The following is an 18,326-nucleotide window of genomic DNA, read 5'->3' as shown; positions in this document are numbered from 1 at the left end:
GGGTCCTGGAGGCCCGCGCACTCTGAGAGTGGCCGCGCCCGTGTCACTTCCGACATATACGGTTGCACTCATGGAACAGCCAGGGGAGTTGGTGGGCCGGGCGCTCGTCGTCGTCGTCGATGACCGCACCGCTCATGGCGAAGAAGACCACGAGGGCCCGTTGGTGAGCGAGCTGCTCGGCGAGGCCGGCTTCGTGGTGGACGGCGTGGTCGTCGTTTCCTCCGATGAGGTGGAGATCCGCAACGCCCTCAACACGGCCGTGATCGGCGGAGTTGACCTGGTGGTCTCCGTGGGAGGCACTGGAGTCACGCCGCGCGACGTGACCCCCGAAGCCACCCGCGACATCCTCGACCGTGAACTGCTCGGGATCTCCGAGGCGCTGCGCGCGTCCGGTCTGTCGGCGGGAATAGTCGACGCGGGCGTCTCCCGCGGCCTCGCCGGGATATCCGGCAGCACCCTCGTAGTTAATCTCGCGGGCTCGCGCGCCGCGGTCAGGGACGGCATGGCCACATTGAGCCCGCTGGCCGTTCAGATCATCGGCCAGCTATCCAGCTTGGAGATCTAACGAGATTGGCCTCGCTGCGCAACAGTTGCCGCGACGCAGTTACCGCGCCGTGGTCAGCGGTGCGCTGCGCTTCGCGAATTACGCCGTCGTACCGCCGGTTACGCCTACGTGAACGGCTATCTTTGTCCGAATGTGATCTTCGTCACACCGTAGGCGCGCTGTGACGGACCCGCCAAAGCGCGCCCGCGATGCAGTTAACAAGATATTCGGGGATCCATTGCGCGAGTTACCCGTTGACGAGCGAGACAGTTTTTCGCCGGACGACGCCGCCGAGCATGAGCAGTGGTTGCGGGACAATATCCCCCCTCACCATGATTGACCTGTGATTTCGCGTTAAGCGCGGAAAACGGCAGGTGGCCGCATGGCGTCACCGTCTGACACCGATGTGCGACGCGAGACCGGCCCGGTTGTCTCTTCGTTGCGACACAATCGGTCCGAACGACGGTGTTTGATCGCGCCTGCGGCGCGCCAGCAAACTCCCATCACAGGGTGGCGGAATCGACGCGAATGTCCCCCACGCGTTGCCGGGGGGATGCCTCCCCGTTATGTTCCTCGTGTCAACGATGAGCGAAACGTAAGAGCAGCATGTGAGCTCTCTCATTTGCGTCACATGCCACTCAAGCGTCGTGTGTGGTTTAGCGGTAGGAGCCGCGCACGGACAACAACACGGTGGACTAGCCGGTCCGCCGTCTACATAGCTAGGGAGAACATGAAGGCATTCAGTCGGGTGCTGGTCGCGATTGTGGCGGCGTTGGCCGCTTTGTTCGTGAGCACGGGCACCTCTCATGCAGGTCTGGACAACGAGCTGAGCCTGGTTGATGGCCAGGATCGGACGCTGACGATCCAGCAGTGGGACACCTTCCTCAATGGTGTGTTCCCCTTGGACCGCAACCGGCTGACTCGTGAGTGGTTCCACTCCGGTAGTGCCGTCTATAACGTGGCCGGCCCGGGTGCTGATGAGTTCGAGGGCACCTTGGAGCTGGGTTACCAGATTGGTTTCCCGTGGTCGCTGGGTGTGGGGATCAACTTCTCCTACACCACGCCCAACATCCTGTTGGATGACGCGAACCTCTATGGCGGTCCGTTCACGGCGTTTGGTTCGGTGATTACCCCGAACCTGTTCCCGGGTGTGTCGATCTCTGCTGACCTGGGCAATGGCCCCGGTATTCAGGAAGTGGCGACGTTCTCGGTGGATGTGTCGGGTCCGCACGGCAAGGTGGCGGTCTCCAACGCTCATGGCACCGTGACCGGTGCTGCTGGTGGTGTGTTGCTGCGTCCGTTCGCTCGGCTGATCTCCAAGGCCGGTGACAGCGTCACCACCTACGGCGAACCCTGGAACATGAACTAACTCCCAGCTCAGGGCTCTACGAAGCAGCCCCCGGCGATTCGCCGGGGGCTGTTTTGTCGTTATCACCACAGTAACGAGAGAAGTCAGCTACAACATCTGTAACGGTTGCATCACGTATTGCGATCCACCCGTTGTAGGTCCAGGCCTTTCAGAGATGGGGAACAAATGAAGGCATTCAGTCGGGTGCTGGTCGCGATTGTGGCGGCGTTGGCCGCTTTGTTCGTGAGCACGGGCACCTCTCATGCAGGTCTGGACAACGAGCTGAGCCTGGTTGATGGCCAGGATCGGACGCTGACGATCCAGCAGTGGGACACCTTCCTCAATGGTGTGTTCCCCTTGGACCGCAACCGGCTGACTCGTGAGTGGTTCCACTCCGGTAGTGCCGTCTATAACGTGGCCGGCCCGGGTGCTGATGAGTTCGAGGGCACCTTGGAGCTGGGTTACCAGATTGGTTTCCCGTGGTCGCTGGGTGTGGGGATCAACTTCTCCTACACCACGCCCAACATCCTGTTGGATGACGCGAACCTCTATGGCGGTCCGTTCACGGCGTTTGGTTCGGTGATTACCCCGAACCTGTTCCCGGGTGTGTCGATCTCTGCTGACCTGGGCAATGGCCCCGGTATTCAGGAAGTGGCGACGTTCTCGGTGGATGTGTCGGGTCCGCACGGCAAGGTGGCGGTCTCCAACGCTCATGGCACCGTGACCGGTGCTGCTGGTGGTGTGTTGCTGCGTCCGTTCGCTCGGCTGATCTCCAAGGCCGGTGACAGCGTCACCACCTACGGCGAACCCTGGAACATGAACTAACTAGGACCTGTCGCCACTCGTCGTCTCTGCTGTGTCAGGGCTCGGGCCTGTGCCCGGGCCACTGACATGCGGACCGACTTGGCCGTTGGTCTCGGCGAGGATGTTGCGGATCTCCGTCAGGATGGCGAGCTCGGTGTCCTGCGCCTGCTCGACCTCGCCCTTCTTGCGCAGCCTGTTGTATGGGGTGACGACCAAGAAGTAGACCACCGCGGCGACAAGGACGAAGTTGATCGCCGCCGACAACAGGATGTTCAGATCGATGGCCTGGCCGCCGCCGATGCCGATCCGCAGGATGCCGTAGTTGGCGTCGCCGCCGGCGCCGATGCGGTTGATCAACGGAGTGATGATGCTGTCGGTGAACTTGGTGACCAACGCCGTGAACGCGGTACCGATCACCACCGCGACGGCCAGATCGACGATGTTGCCTCTGGACAGAAACTCCTTGAAGCCCTTCAACATGCGCTCGAACCCCTCCTGCAGTCGGATGCCTACCTGACAAGCGTTGACGTTAGTCGGGTTGGAAGTGCGGCGGACGCGGTCTGGTGCTAGCTTCGCCGGGGAATCGGGCTGTGCACCAAGGCAAAAGGAGTGGCGATGCGGTGGGTGTGGTCGGCGGCGGTTGCCGTGGTCTTCGGGCTGTCGGTGCTCGCGATCGGCACCGCAAACGCCGAACCGACACCGTCACCTGCACCAGCACCCGCGACCTCCAGCTCCGACGAGTTGGCCGACATGGTGATGGACGTGATCCAGCACGGTGGCCCCGCGGCCCCGACCACCACGCCGGTGCCTGCACCGCCGCGCTGACCGCCTCAGTGGAAGGTGAGCGTCACCGTCTGAAGCAGTGCCGCCGCTGCCAACTCGTTGGCAGCGTTGGCGCCGACGGCCACGAGCACGACCCTGTCGCTGCCGTTGCCTGCGCCCTTCGGCTTTTCGGACGTCAGGACGACAACGGCATTCGTCGCCACCAGTTGCGGTCGGGCGTCCGCACCGGATTCGGAGCTCGCCGCGAACACGTCCACCACATCGCCAGGACGGACCAGATCCAGCACCGCGCTGTCGGCAAGGGGCAGCGGCACGATGCGGGCGTCGGGACCGGCCACCGATTCGGCAAGCCGCGGTCCGAGCACCCGCACGTCGGTGAGCACCTCGCCGCGGCGGGCCGGGCCGGCGAGGGTGGCGCCGACAACGGCGTCGACGTCTGACTGGGCGCCGTCGGGAACCGTTGCGGCCGTTCGCTTTTCGAGCCGGACATCGGCTGCGGTCAGTTCCACACCCGAGGCGAGGTCACGCGTCGCGACGACAATGTCGGTGCGATCACCGTGTGGGTCGGAGCGCAGCGCGACAACGGCGGCCAGGATGACGAGCGCGGCCGCGGCTGCGCGACGGGCGGCCAGCGTGCGTGACCAATCCGGCCGCGCGGCCAATAGCCGGCTCAGGACAGACGGATTAAGCGAGTCCCCCATGCGGCCACGTTAAGGCGCGGCGGCACAACGAGGGTGCGGGCTGTGCCCGCGGCTGTGGATAACTCGGCCCGCGTCAGCTCGACGCGGCAGCGGCGGGTGCCGAGGTGGTCGAGCTGGTGCTCGAACCGTTGGACGATTTCTCCGACGACTTCTCCGACGACGAGGACGACGAGCCGCCGGTGGACTCCGAGCCGGACCCGTTGGACGAACTCGACGAGCTGTTCGCGGAGCTCTTGGCCGAATCGCGGCTGTCGGTGCGGTAGAAACCGCTGCCCTTGAAGACCACTCCCACATTGCCGAACAGCTTGCGCAGCCGACCGTTGCACTTGGCGCAGGTGGTCAGCGCGTTATCGCTGAAGGCCTGCACTGCGTCGAACCGATCGCCGCACTCCGTGCACGCATAGGAATAGGTAGGCACAAAAACCTCCGAGATGGTCAAAACTGCTTAGCACTCTACCGGCTCAAGTGCTAGAACCGCTATGTGGGCTCGGTCATTCCCTGGTCGAGTTCGGTCAAGCCGCCGGTCGGCGTCAGCGCGTGCGTCATCCGCACATCGTGCGGCTCGGCGGGCAACCGCGCGACGAGCTCGTCGTCGCGCACGACGGCGACCAGTCGCGCGGCGGGCGCGGCCAGCGGTAGGGAGCGGTCGTAGAACCCGGCGCCGCGCCCCAACCGCACCCCGGTCCGATCGACGGCGAGAGCGGGCACCAGCACCACCGACGCCGAGGCGATCGCATCGGCGGGCAACCACGGCTCGGCGGGCTCCAGTAAGCCGAACCGCGCGGCCACCAGTCGGCCCGGCCGATACTCGCCCCAAAGCAGCGGCACCGGCAGACCCGCCGCGTCGTGGTGGGCGACCGGCAGCAGCACCCGAACGCCGCGGCGCAGCAATGAGTCGATCAGCTCGGCAGAGCCGGGCTCGGAGCCGACGGGCACGTAGGCGCATACGGTTTCATCCGGGCCGATCAGAGTGGCCAGATGTCGCGACAGCGCATGGGCTTCGGCGTCGTGTAGTTGCGGCGCGAGTGCGCGGCGAGCGGCGAGGATCTCGGCCCGCAGCTCGGTCTTCGTCGGGTACGCCACGGCGTCAACGATGACAGCCTCTTCGCGGCAGTCGCAAAACGAACGCAATACATGCCTTCGCGGCTTAACCGAGCTAAGGACGTTAGGGTGTGAACGATGACAAGAGCTCAGGTTCCGATTCCGCGCACCGCGGTCGTTCCTGCCGCGGGCCTTGGGACCCGGTTCTTGCCCGCGACCAAGACGGTCCCGAAGGAATTGCTGCCCGTCGTCGACACGCCCGGCATCGAACTGGTGGCCGCCGAGGCGGCCGAGGCGGGTGCCGAGCGGTTGATCATCGTGACCTCCGAAGGCAAGGACGGCGTCGTCGCCCACTTCGTCGAGGACCTGGTTCTCGAGGGCACGCTGGAGGCGCGCGGCAAGACCTCGATGCTGGAGAAGGTGCGGCGCGCACCGGCGCTGATCAAGGTCGAGTCGGTGGTACAGCGCGAACCGCTTGGCCTCGGACACGCCGTCGGATGCGTCGAAGTCAGCCTGGCGCCCGACGAAGACGCGGTCGCGGTGCTGCTGCCCGACGATCTCGTGTTGCCCACCGGTGTGCTGGAAACCATGTCGAAGGTGCGCGCCAAACGTGGCGGCACGGTGCTGTGCGCGATCGAGGTCGGTCCCGACGAGATCAGCGCCTACGGCGTGTTCGACGTCGAAAAGGTGCCAGATACGAACAACCCCAACGTGTTACGCGTCAAGGGCATGGTGGAAAAGCCGAAGGCTGAGGACGCACCGTCGCCGTACGCCGCAGCAGGCCGCTATGTGCTCGACCGTGCGATCTTCGACGCGCTCAAGCGGGTTCAGCGTGGGGCAGGCGGCGAGATCCAATTGACCGATGCCATCGCGCTGCTGATCAAAGAGGGGCATCCGGTGCACGTCGTCGTGCATCGCGGGTCTCGACACGACCTCGGAAATCCTGGCGGCTATCTCAAGGCTGCGGTTGACTTTGCGTTGCAACGCGACGACTACGGCCCCGAGTTGCGACGGTGGCTGGTGGAGCGATTAGGGCTGATCGACTGCTGATACGCCACGACGGCTCCTGAACGGCAGAAAGGCGTGCAGTAGTGCGTTCGGTGGAGGAGCAGCAGGCCCGGGTAGCGGCCGCCGCGGTGGCGCCACGACCCGTCCGGGTGGCGATCGCCGAAGCCCAAGGGTTGATGTGCGCCGAGGAGGTCGTCACCGAACGGCCGCTGCCGGGATTCGATCAGGCTGCCATCGACGGGTATGCCGTGCGAAGCGTGGATGTGCTCGGCGTCGGGGGCGGCGAGGATGACGGCGAGGGGGACGACGGGAACCGCGAAGTGAGCCTTCCGGTAATGGGTTCGATCGAAGCCGGTGCCCGCACCCCGAGCCGGCTGCAGCCGCGCCAGGCCGCCCGAGTGCAGACCGGCGCGCCGATGCCGACGCTCGCAGATGCAGTACTGCCGTTGCGGTGGACCGACGGCGGCGAGTCGCGGGTGACGGTGCTTCGTGGCGTGCGGTCAGGGGCCTACGTCCGTCGCACCGGCGATGACGTCCAGCCCGGCGACGTCGCCGTGCGGGCAGGCACGATCATCGGCGCGGCGCAGGTGGGCCTGCTGGCGGCGGTCGGCCGCGAGCGCGTGCTGGTTCACCCGCGGCCCAGGCTGTCGGTGATGTGCGTCGGCGGTGAGCTCGTCGACATCTCGCGGACGCCGGGCAACGGACAGGTCTATGACGTCAACTCCTACGCGCTGGCCGCGGCAGGCCGCGATGCCGGCGCCGAGGTCACCCGTGTCGGAATCGTCGACACCGACCCGAATGAACTTCGGGAAGTCGTTGAGGGCCAAGTCAATCGCGCTGAGGTGGTGGTGATCGCCGGAGCGGTCGGCGGCGCGGCCGCCGAGGGTGTGCGCTCGGTGCTCTCACAACTCGGCGACATGGAGGTCACGCGCATCGCGATGCATCCCGGCTCGGTTCAGGGCTTCGGCCAGTTGGGCCCGGAGGGGGTGCCGGTGTTCCTGCTGCCCGCCAACCCGGTGAGCGCGTTGGTTGTCTTCGAGGTGATGGTGCGACCCCTGATCCGGCTGACACTGGGCAAGCGACAGCCGATGCGCAGGGTCGTGCAGGCCCGCACGCTGTCGCCGATCAGTTCGGTGGCAGGCCGCAAGGGTTATCTGCGTGGCCAGCTGATGCGCGACCAGGACACGGGTGAGTACTTGGTGCAGGCCCTCGGCGGGGGGCCTGGCGCGTCGTCGCATCTGCTCGCGACGCTCGCTGAAGCAAACTGTTTGGTGGTGGTTCCGACTGAGGCCGAACAGATCCGCACCGGCGAGATCGTCGACGTCGCGTTCCTGGCTCAGCGCGGCTGAACGGTAGCGGCTTGCCGTCATGAACCTGTGGCGTTCGACTTCATTGCACCCCGGATGGCCGACGCCGGTGGGCCCGCTGCGGGTCCCCGGTGGGTTGGTGCGACTGCGGCCGGTGCGTCTGCGCGATGCGTCCTCCTGGAGCCGGATCAGGCTGGCCGACCGCGCCCACTTGGAGCCGTGGGAACCGGTGACCGATGTGAATTGGGAAGTGCGGCACTCGGTTTCGTCATGGCCGGCGGTCTGTTCGGGATTGCGGTCGGAGGCCCGTAAGGGTCGGATGCTGCCGTACGTCATCGAGGTGGACGGCGAGTTCACCGGTCAACTGACCATCGGCAACGTCACGCACGGTGCGCTGCGCTCGGCATGGATCGGCTACTGGGTGGCCAGCTCGGCCACCGGCGGCGGGATCGCGACAGCGGCGCTCGCGCTGGGCCTCGACCACTGTTTCGGACCGGTCATGCTGCATCGGGTCGAGGCAACGGTGCGGCCGGAGAACGCCGCGAGCCGGGCCGTGCTGGCAAAGGTCGGTTTCCGCGAGGAGGGACTGCTGCGGCGCTACCTCGAGGTTGACGGCGCCTGGCGCGATCACCTGCTGGTGGCGATCACCACCGAGGAGCTGCTTGGTTCGGCCGCCTCCGCATTGGTGCGCGAGGGCCACGCGCACTGGGCCTGAGCACCCGCCAGCGAAGTCGAGCCATTGTTACCAATGTGACGTTTGTGGCAGATGGTGCTTGTAAGTCGGGAATTACAGGTGTGTAATTGACCTCGGCGCGCCGCCGATGGATGCGCTGGTCACGGACCTAGCCTGTAGGGGAAAGGAGCAGGCGCCATGCCAAGCATCCCCCAATCTCTCCTCTGGATCTCCCTCGTAGTGCTGTGGCTCTTCGTGTTGGTGCCGATGTTGATCAGCAAGCGCGATGCCGTTCGTCGTACCAGCGACGTGGCACTGGCGACGCGGGTGCTCAACACCGGCAGCGGCGCGCGGTTACTGCGCCGCGGCAGGCCGGCGGCCGGACACAACAGCGATCCGCACTGGCAACCGTCGGACAGCGATCTCGACGACGAACCCGAGGACGACCTCGAGGACGAGGCGACGCACGAGTCGACGGAGCGGGCGGTGGTGCGCGCCGCCGCCGTCGAGTCCGAAATCGACAGTGAGCCGGACTACCTCGATGTCGATGTTGTCGACGAGGATGCGGGTGCATTGCCGGTCGGCGCGTCGGCGCACGACGCCGTCGAGGAGCAGCCCGAGGGTCAGACCGACGAGCTGCCATTGGATTTCGGTGAGGGAGCTGAGGAACCCGAGGATCTCGAGGCCGACGAGCCTGCGGCCGAATACGAGTCCGACGGCACCGAGGACGAATACGAGTACGTCGACGATTCGTCGGGTCTAGAGGCGCCGTCGGAAACCGATCTGCAGATCGCCGACTCGATCAGCGCCGCGCGCATGCGGCGGTCGGAGGCACGGGCTGCCACGATCGACGCCCGCAAGTACAAGTTCCGCAAGCGAATGCTGACGATGCTGACCGTGTTGACGGTCGTCGCAGGCATCGCGGCAGTGACCCTGAGCCCCGCCGCCTGGTGGGCCTGCGGGTCCATGAGCGCGATAACCCTGCTCTACCTGGCCTACCTGCGTCGGCAGACCCGCATCGAGGCCCGGCTGCGGCGGCGCCGCGCCCAGCGGATCGCGCGATCGAGACTGGGCGTGGAGAACACCGACGATCACGAGTTCGACGTGGTCCCGTCGCGGCTGCGGCGGCCCGGTTCGGTGGTGCTGGAGATCGACGACGAGGACCCGATCTTCGAGCATCTCGACTACGCCCCGTTCGCGCGCGAGTTCGACCTGCCGCGCGCCGCCGGCCAGTAGCCAATCGATTTTCTGCGGCGGCGCCGAGGCTGGTAGCCTGTGCTACCGGTACCAGGGGCTATGGCGCAGTTGGTAGCGCGACTCGTTCGCATCGAGTAGGTCAGGGGTTCGATTCCCCTTAGCTCCACATATATCGAGAGTCCATGCGCGCACGTTCCTTGCGCGTGCGCTGCGGGTTGTGGCCGTTGACGTGAATCTGCGCCCAAGCGCTCTCGTCGCAATTCGAAGGACAGCACGCTGTCTCGCCGCCGGGTCGATCGAGTAGATCGCGGGCGGCATGACGTGACACAACGCTTCAGCTACCTAGTCATCATGCGTTTTCGGCGCTATCAAGATCGCCACTTATGCGGTTGCTGGCCGCATGCCTCGGTGTCATCCGAATCGACGACGCCGCAGCACCCGGTGTTACCGCAACAGCAAAGTTCTCCGTTTGCGGATTTCTTTGCGGAATCTTGACTACGTGCGTTTTCCCTTATCCGCCACGTGACGAAATGCGGGACACGGAAAGGCTATTCGTTCAGCGGTAACGAAAGTTCAGGGCGCTGTACGCAATTCGGGCGCCATGATCTGTGAACCCTAGCGCTGTTTGCCCGATTTGCTCGTCGGTGTGTGCTGGCGATGCCTATCACACACGGCACATCTGTGCAAGTGGCGACACATGCACTGCGAATTTGGGAGTAATCTCCCATCTTTGGGAAAAGCCTGTTAGGTTGACCGCCATGCCTGAGAACGACCACGCATTGGCAAACGAGAAGGCCTGACGATCCGTTGGGCGCCCTAGTGGCTGCGAACTCCGCAGACCGTTTTGCCAGGCCGACTGCATCCCTAACGCTTGGCCGTGCCCGCCGCGGCGTCGTGGCAGTGGACAAAGGTTCGCTGCACGCGCGCGCGGTGTGCACCTGCGGGTGGCAAGGACGACAACATCTGTTGTCTGCCATCGCAATACACGAGGCGCACCTGCACAGCGCACAAAACAGGTGCAGTCCGGCAGTTCCGCTGTTCGTTTCGGACCACAGTCTGCAGGCATTCTCGCTAACCGCCGTTTCCTACTGATTCCTGCCAACTTCACGCTGACGAGAGGCGATTCGTGGATAGAGCACCCGTTACTCCCATTGCTGTCATCGGAATGGCCTGCCGACTTCCCGGGGGGATCGACTCCCCGAAGGAGTTGTGGGATGCGTTGTTACGCGGCGACGACATGGTCACCGAAATTCCGTCTGACCGGTGGGATCTCGACGAGTACTACGACCCCGAACCGGGTGTTCCTGGCCGCTCGCCGTGCAAGTGGGGCGCCTTTCTGGACGACGTCGCGGGCTTTGACGCCGACTTCTTCGGCATCAGCGAGCGAGAAGCGACCGCAATGGACCCGCAGCATCGGATCTTGCTCGAAACCTCTTGGGAGGCCATGGAGCACGCCGGTTTCACGCCGGAGACCATCGCCGGCTCACTGACCGGCGTTTTCATGGGTCTTACGGTCAACGACTATCAACTGCTGGCCGCCGACACCGACGCTATGGAGGGGCCCTACGGTGTCACCGGCGCCAATTTCAGTGTCGCGTCGGGACGCATCTCCTACGCCCTCGGTGTGCACGGACCCGCGATCACCTTCGACACCGCGTGCTCATCCGGGCTGCTCGCCATTCACATGGCGTGCCGCAGCCTCAACGACGGTGAGAGCGATCTCGCGCTCGCAGGCGGCGCCAACGCCGTCCTGGACCCGCGCAGGTTCGCAGGCGGTTCAGCGGCTGGAATGTTGTCACCGACCGGGAAGTGTCACGCATTCGACGCGGCCGCAGACGGATTCGTCTCCGGCGACGGTTGCGCTGTGGTCATGCTGAAGCGACTGCCGGATGCCCAACGCGACGGTGACAGGATCCTTGCCGTACTGCGCGGGACGGCCGCCAATCAGGACGGCCGCACCGAGACGATCACCACACCGTCGGCAACCGCGCAGACCGAGGTGTACAAGAAGGCGCTGGCGACTGCGGGCGTCGAGCCGAGCACCATCGGCATGATCGAGGCCCATGGACCCGGCACCCCTGTCGGGGATCCCATCGAATACACAAGCCTTTCCAACGTTTACGGCATCGACGGACCATGCGCGCTTGGTTCGGTCAAGACAAATCTGGGGCACACGCAGTCTGCCGCCGGAGCGGTAGGGCTTGTCAAAACCGTCCTCTCGCTGCAACACGGCGTGGTCCCGCAGAATCTGCATTTCAACCGGCTGCCGGACGAACTTGCCGAGATCGACACCAAACTGTTTGTGCCACAGGAGAACACGCCGTGGCCGACGAACGGCGATCATCCGCGGCGGGCCGCAGTCTCGTCGTATGGGATGTCAGGGACGAACGTGCACGCCATCATCGAACAAGCTGCCGAACAACCCGCCGCGGCGACGGATTCGGACACCGAATCCGTGCTGGGCGACAAGCTGATCTTCCCACTGTCGTCCACCTCGCCCGAGGAACTGCGCCGCACGTCCGGTCGGCTGGCCGACTGGCTCAAGTCGGTAGGCAGCGGCGTGGCACTGTCGGATCTCGGTTACACCCTTGCCCGCAGGCGTGCCCACCGCCCGGTGCGGACTGCCGTGATGGCCGGCAGCCTTGGCGAACTGACCGACGCCTTGCTCGAGGTCGCCGACGGCGACGCACCGTACCAGCCTGCGGTCGGACATGACGACCGCGGACCGGTGTGGGTGTTCTCCGGACAGGGTTCGCAGTGGGCCGCGATGGGCGCCGAGTTGCTTTCCACCGAACCGGAATTCGCTGCCGCGGTCGCCAAGATCGAGCCGCTGATCGCGAGGGAGGCCGGATTCTCGGTCACCGAGGCGATTTCGGCGCCGGGCACGGTGACCGGGATCGACCTCGTCCAGCCTGCGATCTTCACCATGCAGGTGGCGGTGGCGGCCACGATGAAGGCCTACGGCGTGCAGCCCGGTGCCGTGATCGGCCATTCCATGGGCGAGGCGGCCGCGGCGGTGGTGGCAGGAGCACTGTCGCTCGAAGACGGTGTGCGCGTGATCTGCCGACGGTCCCGGCTGATGTCGACGATCGCCGGCTCCGGCGCAATGGCATCGGTCGAACTGCCTGCCGCGCAGGTGATATCGGAGCTCATGGCGCGCGGCATCAGCGATGTCGTGGTCGCGGTGGTGGCATCGCCTGAGTCGACGGTGATCGGCGGCGAAACACAGGCCGTGCGCGAGCTGGTTGCGGCGTGGGAGGAGCGCGACGTGATGGCGCGTGAGGTGGCCGTCGACGTCGCATCACACTCGCCGCAGGTCGATCCGATCCTCGACGAACTGACCGACGTGCTGGCCGAACTCAACCCGCTGACACCGGAAATCCCGTACTACTCCGCGACCTCGTTCGACCCGCGTGAGCATCCGGTATGCGACGCCTACTACTGGGTCGACAACCTGCGCCACACGGTTCGCTTCGCGGCGGCCGTGCAGGCCGCACTCGAGGACGGTTACCGGGTGTTCGCCGAGTTGTCCCCGCATCCTCTGCTGACCCACGCCGTTGGGCAGACCGCGCGAGGACTCGGTATGCCGGTGGCCGCGCTCGCTGCGATGCGCAGAGAGCAGGAGATGCCCAACGGCATGCTGGATTTCGTTGCCGATCTGCACAATGCCGGTGCCGCAGTCGATTTCGCCATGCTGTACCCCGGTGGCCAACTGGTGGATGCACCGCTGCCGACGTGGACCCACCGTTCGCTGTTGTTATCGCGGAGCGGCCAGGATTCTCGGGCGCAGGGCGCTTGCACCGTCTCGGCGCATCCGTTGCTGGGAGCCCATGTGCACTTGAACGAGGAGCCGGAACGCCACGTCTGGCAGGCAGAGGTCGGCACCGAGGCACAGCCGTGGCTGGGTGATCATCAGATTCACCACACTGCAGCGCTTCCCGGCGCCGCCTACTGCGAGATGGCGTTGGCGGCAGCGGCCACGGCCCTCGGCGAGGCAGCCGAAGTCCGTGACATCACGTTCGACCAGATGCTCCTGCTCGACGAAGAGACCCCTGTCGGCGCGGTCGCGACCGTGGAGGCGCCCGGTGTCGTCACGTTCGTCGTGGACACCGTCGAGGACGGGGAGCACGCGCGACGAGCGTCGGCGGTCCTGCATGCCGTCGCGGACGACAACGTCGCGCCCGCGCTCGACTTGGTCGCCCTGCTGGCGTCGCACCCGTGCCGGGTGGACGGAGATCAGGTCCGTCATTGGATGGTCAAGCGCGGCATCAAGTACGGCCCCGCGTTCTCGGGTTTGTCCGCGGCATATACCGCGGAGGGGATCGGTGCGACAGTGCTCGCGGAGGTAGCACTGCCCGCATCGATCCGTTCGCAGCAGAGCGGTTACGGCATCCACCCGGCGCTGCTGGACGCGTGCTTCCAGTCGGTGGCGGCGCATGCCAGCGTCGCCGAGGTCGCCAACGGCGGCATGTTGTTGCCGTTGGGTGTGCGTAGCCTGCGGGCCTACGGGCCCACTCGCAATGCCCGGTACTGCTATTCGCGAGTGACCGAGGCCGGCGCGACCGGTGTCGAGGCCGACCTCGACGTGCTCGACGAGAACGGGCAGCTATTGCTGAGCGTGCGCGGCCTGAAGATGGGCACCGGCGTTTCGCAAGCCAGCGAACGCGACCGCGTGTTGGGTGAGCGACTGCTGACCATCGAGTGGGAGCCACACGAACTGCCCGAAGCGGCAGACGCCCACCCGGGTGCGTGGCTGCTCGTCTCGACATCAGCGACTGCGGAAGCGGTCGCAGGAAGGCTCGCCGACGCGTTGAAAGCCGCTGGCGCCCAATGCACCTCGATGGGCTGGTCACAGCGGGCCGACCACAAACGCAACACCGAACAGCTTCGCGAGCACCTCGCCACCGACGGGTTCGACGGCGTGGTGGTCCTCACGGGCCCGCGCAACGGCAGCCTCGACGACGAACTCGCGGTCCGTGGCGGCGAGTACGTGCGCCATGTGGTGCGGATCGTCCGCGAACTGCCCGAGGTGCCTGGCGAGCCACGGCTGTACCTGGTCACCAGTGATGCGCAGACGGTGCGCAACGGTGAGCGGGCCAACCTCGAGCAGGCGGGCCTGCGCGGCTTGATGCGCGTGATCGGCACCGAACATCCTCAGCTTCGGGCCAGCCAGATCGACATCGACGACCACACCGACGGCGAGCACCTCGCGCGTCAACTGCTGGCGCGGTCCGCGGAGGACGAGACCGCGTGGCGAAACGGCCAGTGGTACACGGCGCGACTGAGCGCCACCCCGCTGCGCGCCGAGGAGCGACAGACGGCCGACGTCGAATACGAGCGCAACGGGGTGCGGCTGCAGATCCGCACGCCGGGAGACCTGGACTCGATGGAACTCGTTGCGTTCGAGCGTGTTTCACCAGGACCGGGTCAGATCGAGGTGGCGGTGACGGCGTCCAGCCTGAACTTCGCCGACGTGCTGATCGCATTCGGGAAGTACCCGACGTTCGAAGGCAGGCTGCCCGCACTTGGCACCGACTTCGCCGGTGTGGTCACCGCGGTCGGCAAGGACGTCAAGGACCACAAGGTCGGCGACCACGTCGGCGGGCTGTCCGGCAACGGGTGCTGGAGCACGTTCGTCACCTGCGACGCCAACCTCGCCGTCAAGTTGCCCGCGGGACTGACCGATGCACAGGCCGCCGCGACCACCACGGCGCACGCCACCGCCTGGTACGGGCTGCATGACCTGGCCAGGATCAGGCGCGGCGATCGGGTACTGATTCATTCCGCGACGGGCGGTGTCGGCCAGGCCGCGATCGCGATCGCACGCGCCGTCGGCGCCGAGATCTTCGCCACCGCGGGCAGCGAAAAGCGTCGACAGATGTTGCGCGACATGGGGATCAAACACGTGTACGACTCGCGCACCATCGAGTTCGCCGACGCGATACGCAAGGACACCGACGGCTACGGCGTCGACATCGTGCTCAACTCCGTGACCGGCGCAGCCCAGCGCGCCGGGGTGGAACTGCTGGCGCTCGGCGGACGGTTCATCGAGATCGGCAAGCGCGACATCTACGGCGACACCAAAATGGGGCTCTTCCCGTTCCGTCGCAACCTCGCGTTCTACGGCGTCGACCTGGCCCTGATGTCGATAAGCCATCCGCAGCAGGTACGCAGCCTGCTGAAGAAGGTGTATCGGCTGACGGCCGAGGGATCGCTGCCGATGCCGGAAAGCACGCACTACCCGCTTGCCGACGCCGCCACCGCGATCCGGGCGATGGGCGGGGCGCAACACACCGGCAAGCTGATCCTCGACATTCCGCGGGTAGGGCACACCAACGTCGCCGTCCCGCCCGAGCAGGCGCGTATCTTCCGCAGCGACGGTGCCTACCTCATCACCGGCGGCCTCGGGGGCTTGGGCCTGTTCCTCGCCGAGAAGATGGCGTCCGCAGGCTGCGGCCGGATCGTGCTGACCTCCCGGTCGCAGCCAAATGACAAGGCGCTGGAGACAATCAACCTGATCCGGGCGATGGGCGCAGACATCGTCGTCGAGTGCGGCGACATCACCGCGCCCGGCACGGCGAACCGGTTGGTGGCTGCCGCGACCGCGACGGGTCTGCCGTTGCGCGGGGTGCTGCACGCCGCAGCGGTGGTCGAGGACGCCACGCTGGAGAACATCTCCGACGAGCTCATTCAGCGCGACTGGGCCCCGAAGGTGTACGGGGCCTGGAACCTGCACCGTGCCACGGCCACACAGCCGCTCGACTGGTTCTGTTCGTTCTCGTCGGCCGCGGCTCTGGTTGGCTCACCCGGCCAGGGCGCATACGCGGCGGCCAACAGCTGGCTCGATGCGTTCACCAAATGGCGTCGGGCACAAGGGCTGCCGGGCACGGCGATCGCATGGGGCGCTTGGGCCGAAGTCGGCCGCGCCACCGCGGTGGCCGAAGCAGCCGAGATCGCGATCACTCCCGACGAGGGCGCATACGCGTTCCAGGCATTGCTGCGGCATGACCGCGCCTACACTGGATACGCGCCACTGACCGGGACACCGTGGTTCACCGCGCTCGCGCAACGAAGCCGGTTCGCCGAGCGGTTCCAGTCGACCGGTCACGGCTCGGCGGAGACGAGCAAGGTGCTCGACGAGTTGAGCACGTTGCCGAAGGACGAGTGGCCAACGCGGCTGCGGCGGTTGATCTCCGAACAGGTCAGCGTGATCTTGCGTCGCACCATCGATCCGGACCGGCCCCTTTCCGAATACGGTCTGGACTCGCTGGGCAACCTCGAGCTTCGCACCCACATCAAGGCCGAGACCGGGGTCCGCATCACGTCGGCGGACATCACCACGATCCAGGGCCTGGCCGGGCTGTTGTGCGAAAAACTGGAGTCACCGCAGGGTGCGTCGTCTTCCTGACATCGAAATGTCCGCTGATATCCAGGCATACGAGTAAGGAGAATCGGGTGTACATCGGAGGAGGATCGGCGGGGGTCGGCCTGATCACCGGCAGAGTCGAGGACTGGGACCCGGGCTCGGGTTCGATCGTGTCATGGCATGCCTCACCGGCTTCGCGTGAGAAGGCGAGGCAAGCACCAGTCAGCCCGGTACCGATCGGTTATATGCAAGCCGGTCATCTGCGCGGCTTTGTCGAGTACGAGGAGAAGGGATTCGAGTACTCGCGGGTGGTGATGGGTTCATGGGATGTGCCGGGCCGCTGCGACATTCGGACCATGAGCTACGTCATCAACGCCCACCTTCGTCGCCACGAGACGTATCGCAGCTGGTTCGAGTACCTCGGTCACAACAACATCGTCCGGCATACGATCGCCAATCCGCGCGACATCGAGTTCGTGCCGACGAAGCACGGTGTGCTGTCGCCAGATGATTGGCACAAGTTGCTGATGTCGACCCCGGATCCGCTGCACTGGGATTGCTTCAGCTTCGGCATCATTCAATACGAGGAGCATTTCGCCTTCTACGTGATCGTCGACCATCTGCACACCGATCCGGCGTTGATCACCGGCCTGTATGCGGAGATCGTCGCCATGTACCGGGCGCTGGCCGCCGGTGGCGCCCCGCTTCCGCTGCCACCGACCGGCAGTCACGACGAATTCTGCGTCCGGGAAAGGAATTACACCGCCGAGCTGACGGTGGACTCGCCTCAGGTCAAGAAGTGGATCGAGTTCGCCGAGAAGAACGGCGGCACGCTCCCGGACTTCCCGTTGCCGCTCGGCGATCAGTCGATTCCCTGTGGCGGCGACCTCGTCATCGAGCAGTTCATGAACCCGGAACAGACGGAGCAGTTCGAAGCGCGGTGCGCCGACGCCGGTATCCGGTTCAGCGGCGGCCTGTTCGGCTGTGCGGCGCTGGCCCACTACGAGCTGACCGGTGCCGACACGTATTACGGCCTGACGCCGATCGACAAGCGCAGAACGCCTGCGGAATACATGACGATGGGCTGGTTCACCGGCATCGTGCCGATCACCGTGCCCATCGATCCGTCCTCGTTCGAGGAGACGGCGCGGGCAACGCAGGCATCGTTCGACGAGAACGCCGAACTCGCCAACGTGCCATTCGATCACGTGCTGGAGCTGGCGCCATGGCTGCGCCGGTACGGCCCGGAGTACACGATGATGAACTACATGGACGCCGGGCTGCCCCCGCTGTCCGCAGTCGTCGCAACGGCCTTGAAGGGAGCGAATGCGACGGCCTATATCGATGGCAGGACACCGGCTTTCCTGTACTCGTCGTTCATCCGGCTGTTCGACGAGCTGTCGTTGATGGTTACTTTCCCCAACAACCCGATCGCGCGGGAGTCGGTGCTTCGCTATGTCGAGGTGCTGAAGTCCGTGTTCGTCCGGGTGGCAGAGGGCTACGACATGGTGGAACCGCTCCGCAATGTCGTTTGAGGACAGGCATGAAGGTTGA

Annotated in this window: 14 protein-coding genes and 1 tRNA gene; 11 read left to right on the top strand and 4 right to left on the bottom strand. The window is 65.7% G+C overall.

Translation table 11 applies throughout. The annotated features are described in order from the left end of the window. The first annotated feature begins 22 nt into the window (after positions 1–22). The 3 genes from J3E61_RS03320 to J3E61_RS03310 all read left to right on the top strand — a co-directional run bounded on the left by J3E61_RS03320 (position 23) and on the right by J3E61_RS03310 (position 2,717). A complete protein-coding gene (locus J3E61_RS03320) occupies positions 23–565 on the top strand; it encodes a MogA/MoaB family molybdenum cofactor biosynthesis protein (RefSeq protein WP_192727127.1) in 543 nt (180 codons plus the stop codon). A 709-nt stretch (positions 566–1,274) separates the two neighbouring features. Then, the gene (locus tag J3E61_RS03315) at positions 1,275–1,913 is read left to right on the top strand and encodes an MspA family porin (protein ID WP_192727069.1); all 639 of its coding nucleotides are present in this window, start codon (positions 1,275–1,277) and stop codon (positions 1,911–1,913) included. A gap of 165 nt (positions 1,914–2,078) precedes the next feature. Further along, a complete protein-coding gene (locus J3E61_RS03310; RefSeq protein ID WP_192727069.1) occupies positions 2,079–2,717 on the top strand; it encodes an MspA family porin in 639 nt (212 codons plus the stop codon). Here J3E61_RS03310 and mscL read toward each other — a convergent pair whose 3' ends face one another. Beyond that, positions 2,718–3,176 carry a large-conductance mechanosensitive channel protein MscL gene (gene mscL / locus J3E61_RS03305; protein ID WP_192727068.1) on the bottom strand — a complete coding sequence of 153 codons (459 nt, stop codon included), beginning with the start codon at positions 3,174–3,176 and terminating at the stop codon, positions 2,718–2,720. 135 nt (positions 3,177–3,311) lie between these two features. Between mscL and J3E61_RS03300 the strand changes: the two genes are divergently transcribed. Beyond that, entirely contained in the window at positions 3,312–3,521 is a 210-nt protein-coding gene (locus tag J3E61_RS03300; protein ID WP_210082607.1) for a hypothetical protein, read from the top strand. A 5-nt stretch (positions 3,522–3,526) separates the two neighbouring features. On the opposite strand, the gene J3E61_RS03295 is transcribed toward J3E61_RS03300, so the two are convergent. From J3E61_RS03295 to J3E61_RS03285, 3 genes are all read right to left on the bottom strand, one after another. Continuing rightward, positions 3,527–4,180 (bottom strand): flagella basal body P-ring formation protein FlgA, encoded by a 654-nt coding sequence (locus J3E61_RS03295; RefSeq protein ID WP_210082606.1) that lies wholly within the window; start codon positions 4,178–4,180, stop codon positions 3,527–3,529. 73 nt (positions 4,181–4,253) lie between these two features. Continuing rightward, positions 4,254–4,598, bottom strand: coding sequence for an FmdB family transcriptional regulator (locus tag J3E61_RS03290; protein ID WP_210082605.1), 345 nt, complete (start codon positions 4,596–4,598; stop codon positions 4,254–4,256). 59 nt (positions 4,599–4,657) lie between these two features. Beyond that, complete coding sequence (locus J3E61_RS03285; protein WP_192727064.1) at positions 4,658–5,263, bottom strand: 5-formyltetrahydrofolate cyclo-ligase; 606 nt, start codon at positions 5,261–5,263, stop codon at positions 4,658–4,660. 96 nt (positions 5,264–5,359) lie between these two features. Here J3E61_RS03285 and J3E61_RS03280 point away from each other — a divergent pair, with 96 nt between their 5' ends. From J3E61_RS03280 to J3E61_RS03250, 7 genes are all read left to right on the top strand, one after another. Next, the gene (locus tag J3E61_RS03280) at positions 5,360–6,271 is read left to right on the top strand and encodes an NTP transferase domain-containing protein (RefSeq protein ID WP_192727063.1); all 912 of its coding nucleotides are present in this window, start codon (positions 5,360–5,362) and stop codon (positions 6,269–6,271) included. A gap of 41 nt (positions 6,272–6,312) precedes the next feature. Next, complete coding sequence (locus J3E61_RS03275; protein WP_210082604.1) at positions 6,313–7,578, top strand: molybdopterin molybdotransferase MoeA; 1,266 nt, start codon at positions 6,313–6,315, stop codon at positions 7,576–7,578. A gap of 19 nt (positions 7,579–7,597) precedes the next feature. Beyond that, a complete protein-coding gene (locus J3E61_RS03270; protein ID WP_210082603.1) occupies positions 7,598–8,251 on the top strand; it encodes a GNAT family N-acetyltransferase in 654 nt (217 codons plus the stop codon). A 156-nt stretch (positions 8,252–8,407) separates the two neighbouring features. Beyond that, a complete protein-coding gene (locus tag J3E61_RS03265) occupies positions 8,408–9,445 on the top strand; it encodes a hypothetical protein (RefSeq protein WP_210082602.1) in 1,038 nt (345 codons plus the stop codon). 54 nt (positions 9,446–9,499) lie between these two features. Continuing rightward, positions 9,500–9,572 (top strand) — tRNA-Ala (locus J3E61_RS03260). 960 nt (positions 9,573–10,532) lie between these two features. Beyond that, the gene (locus tag J3E61_RS03255; protein ID WP_210082601.1) at positions 10,533–16,814 is read left to right on the top strand and encodes a type I polyketide synthase; all 6,282 of its coding nucleotides are present in this window, start codon (positions 10,533–10,535) and stop codon (positions 16,812–16,814) included. 47 nt (positions 16,815–16,861) lie between these two features. Further along, the gene (locus J3E61_RS03250; RefSeq protein WP_192727058.1) at positions 16,862–18,307 is read left to right on the top strand and encodes an acyltransferase; all 1,446 of its coding nucleotides are present in this window, start codon (positions 16,862–16,864) and stop codon (positions 18,305–18,307) included. The last annotated feature ends 19 nt before the right edge of the window (positions 18,308–18,326 follow it).

This window comes from Mycobacterium sp. OAE908 (genome assembly GCF_017872775.1).
Lineage (GTDB): Bacteria > Actinomycetota > Actinomycetes > Mycobacteriales > Mycobacteriaceae > Mycobacterium.
Note: the sequence above shows the minus strand (reverse complement) of the source record. Positions and strands in the feature narration are given on the sequence as shown.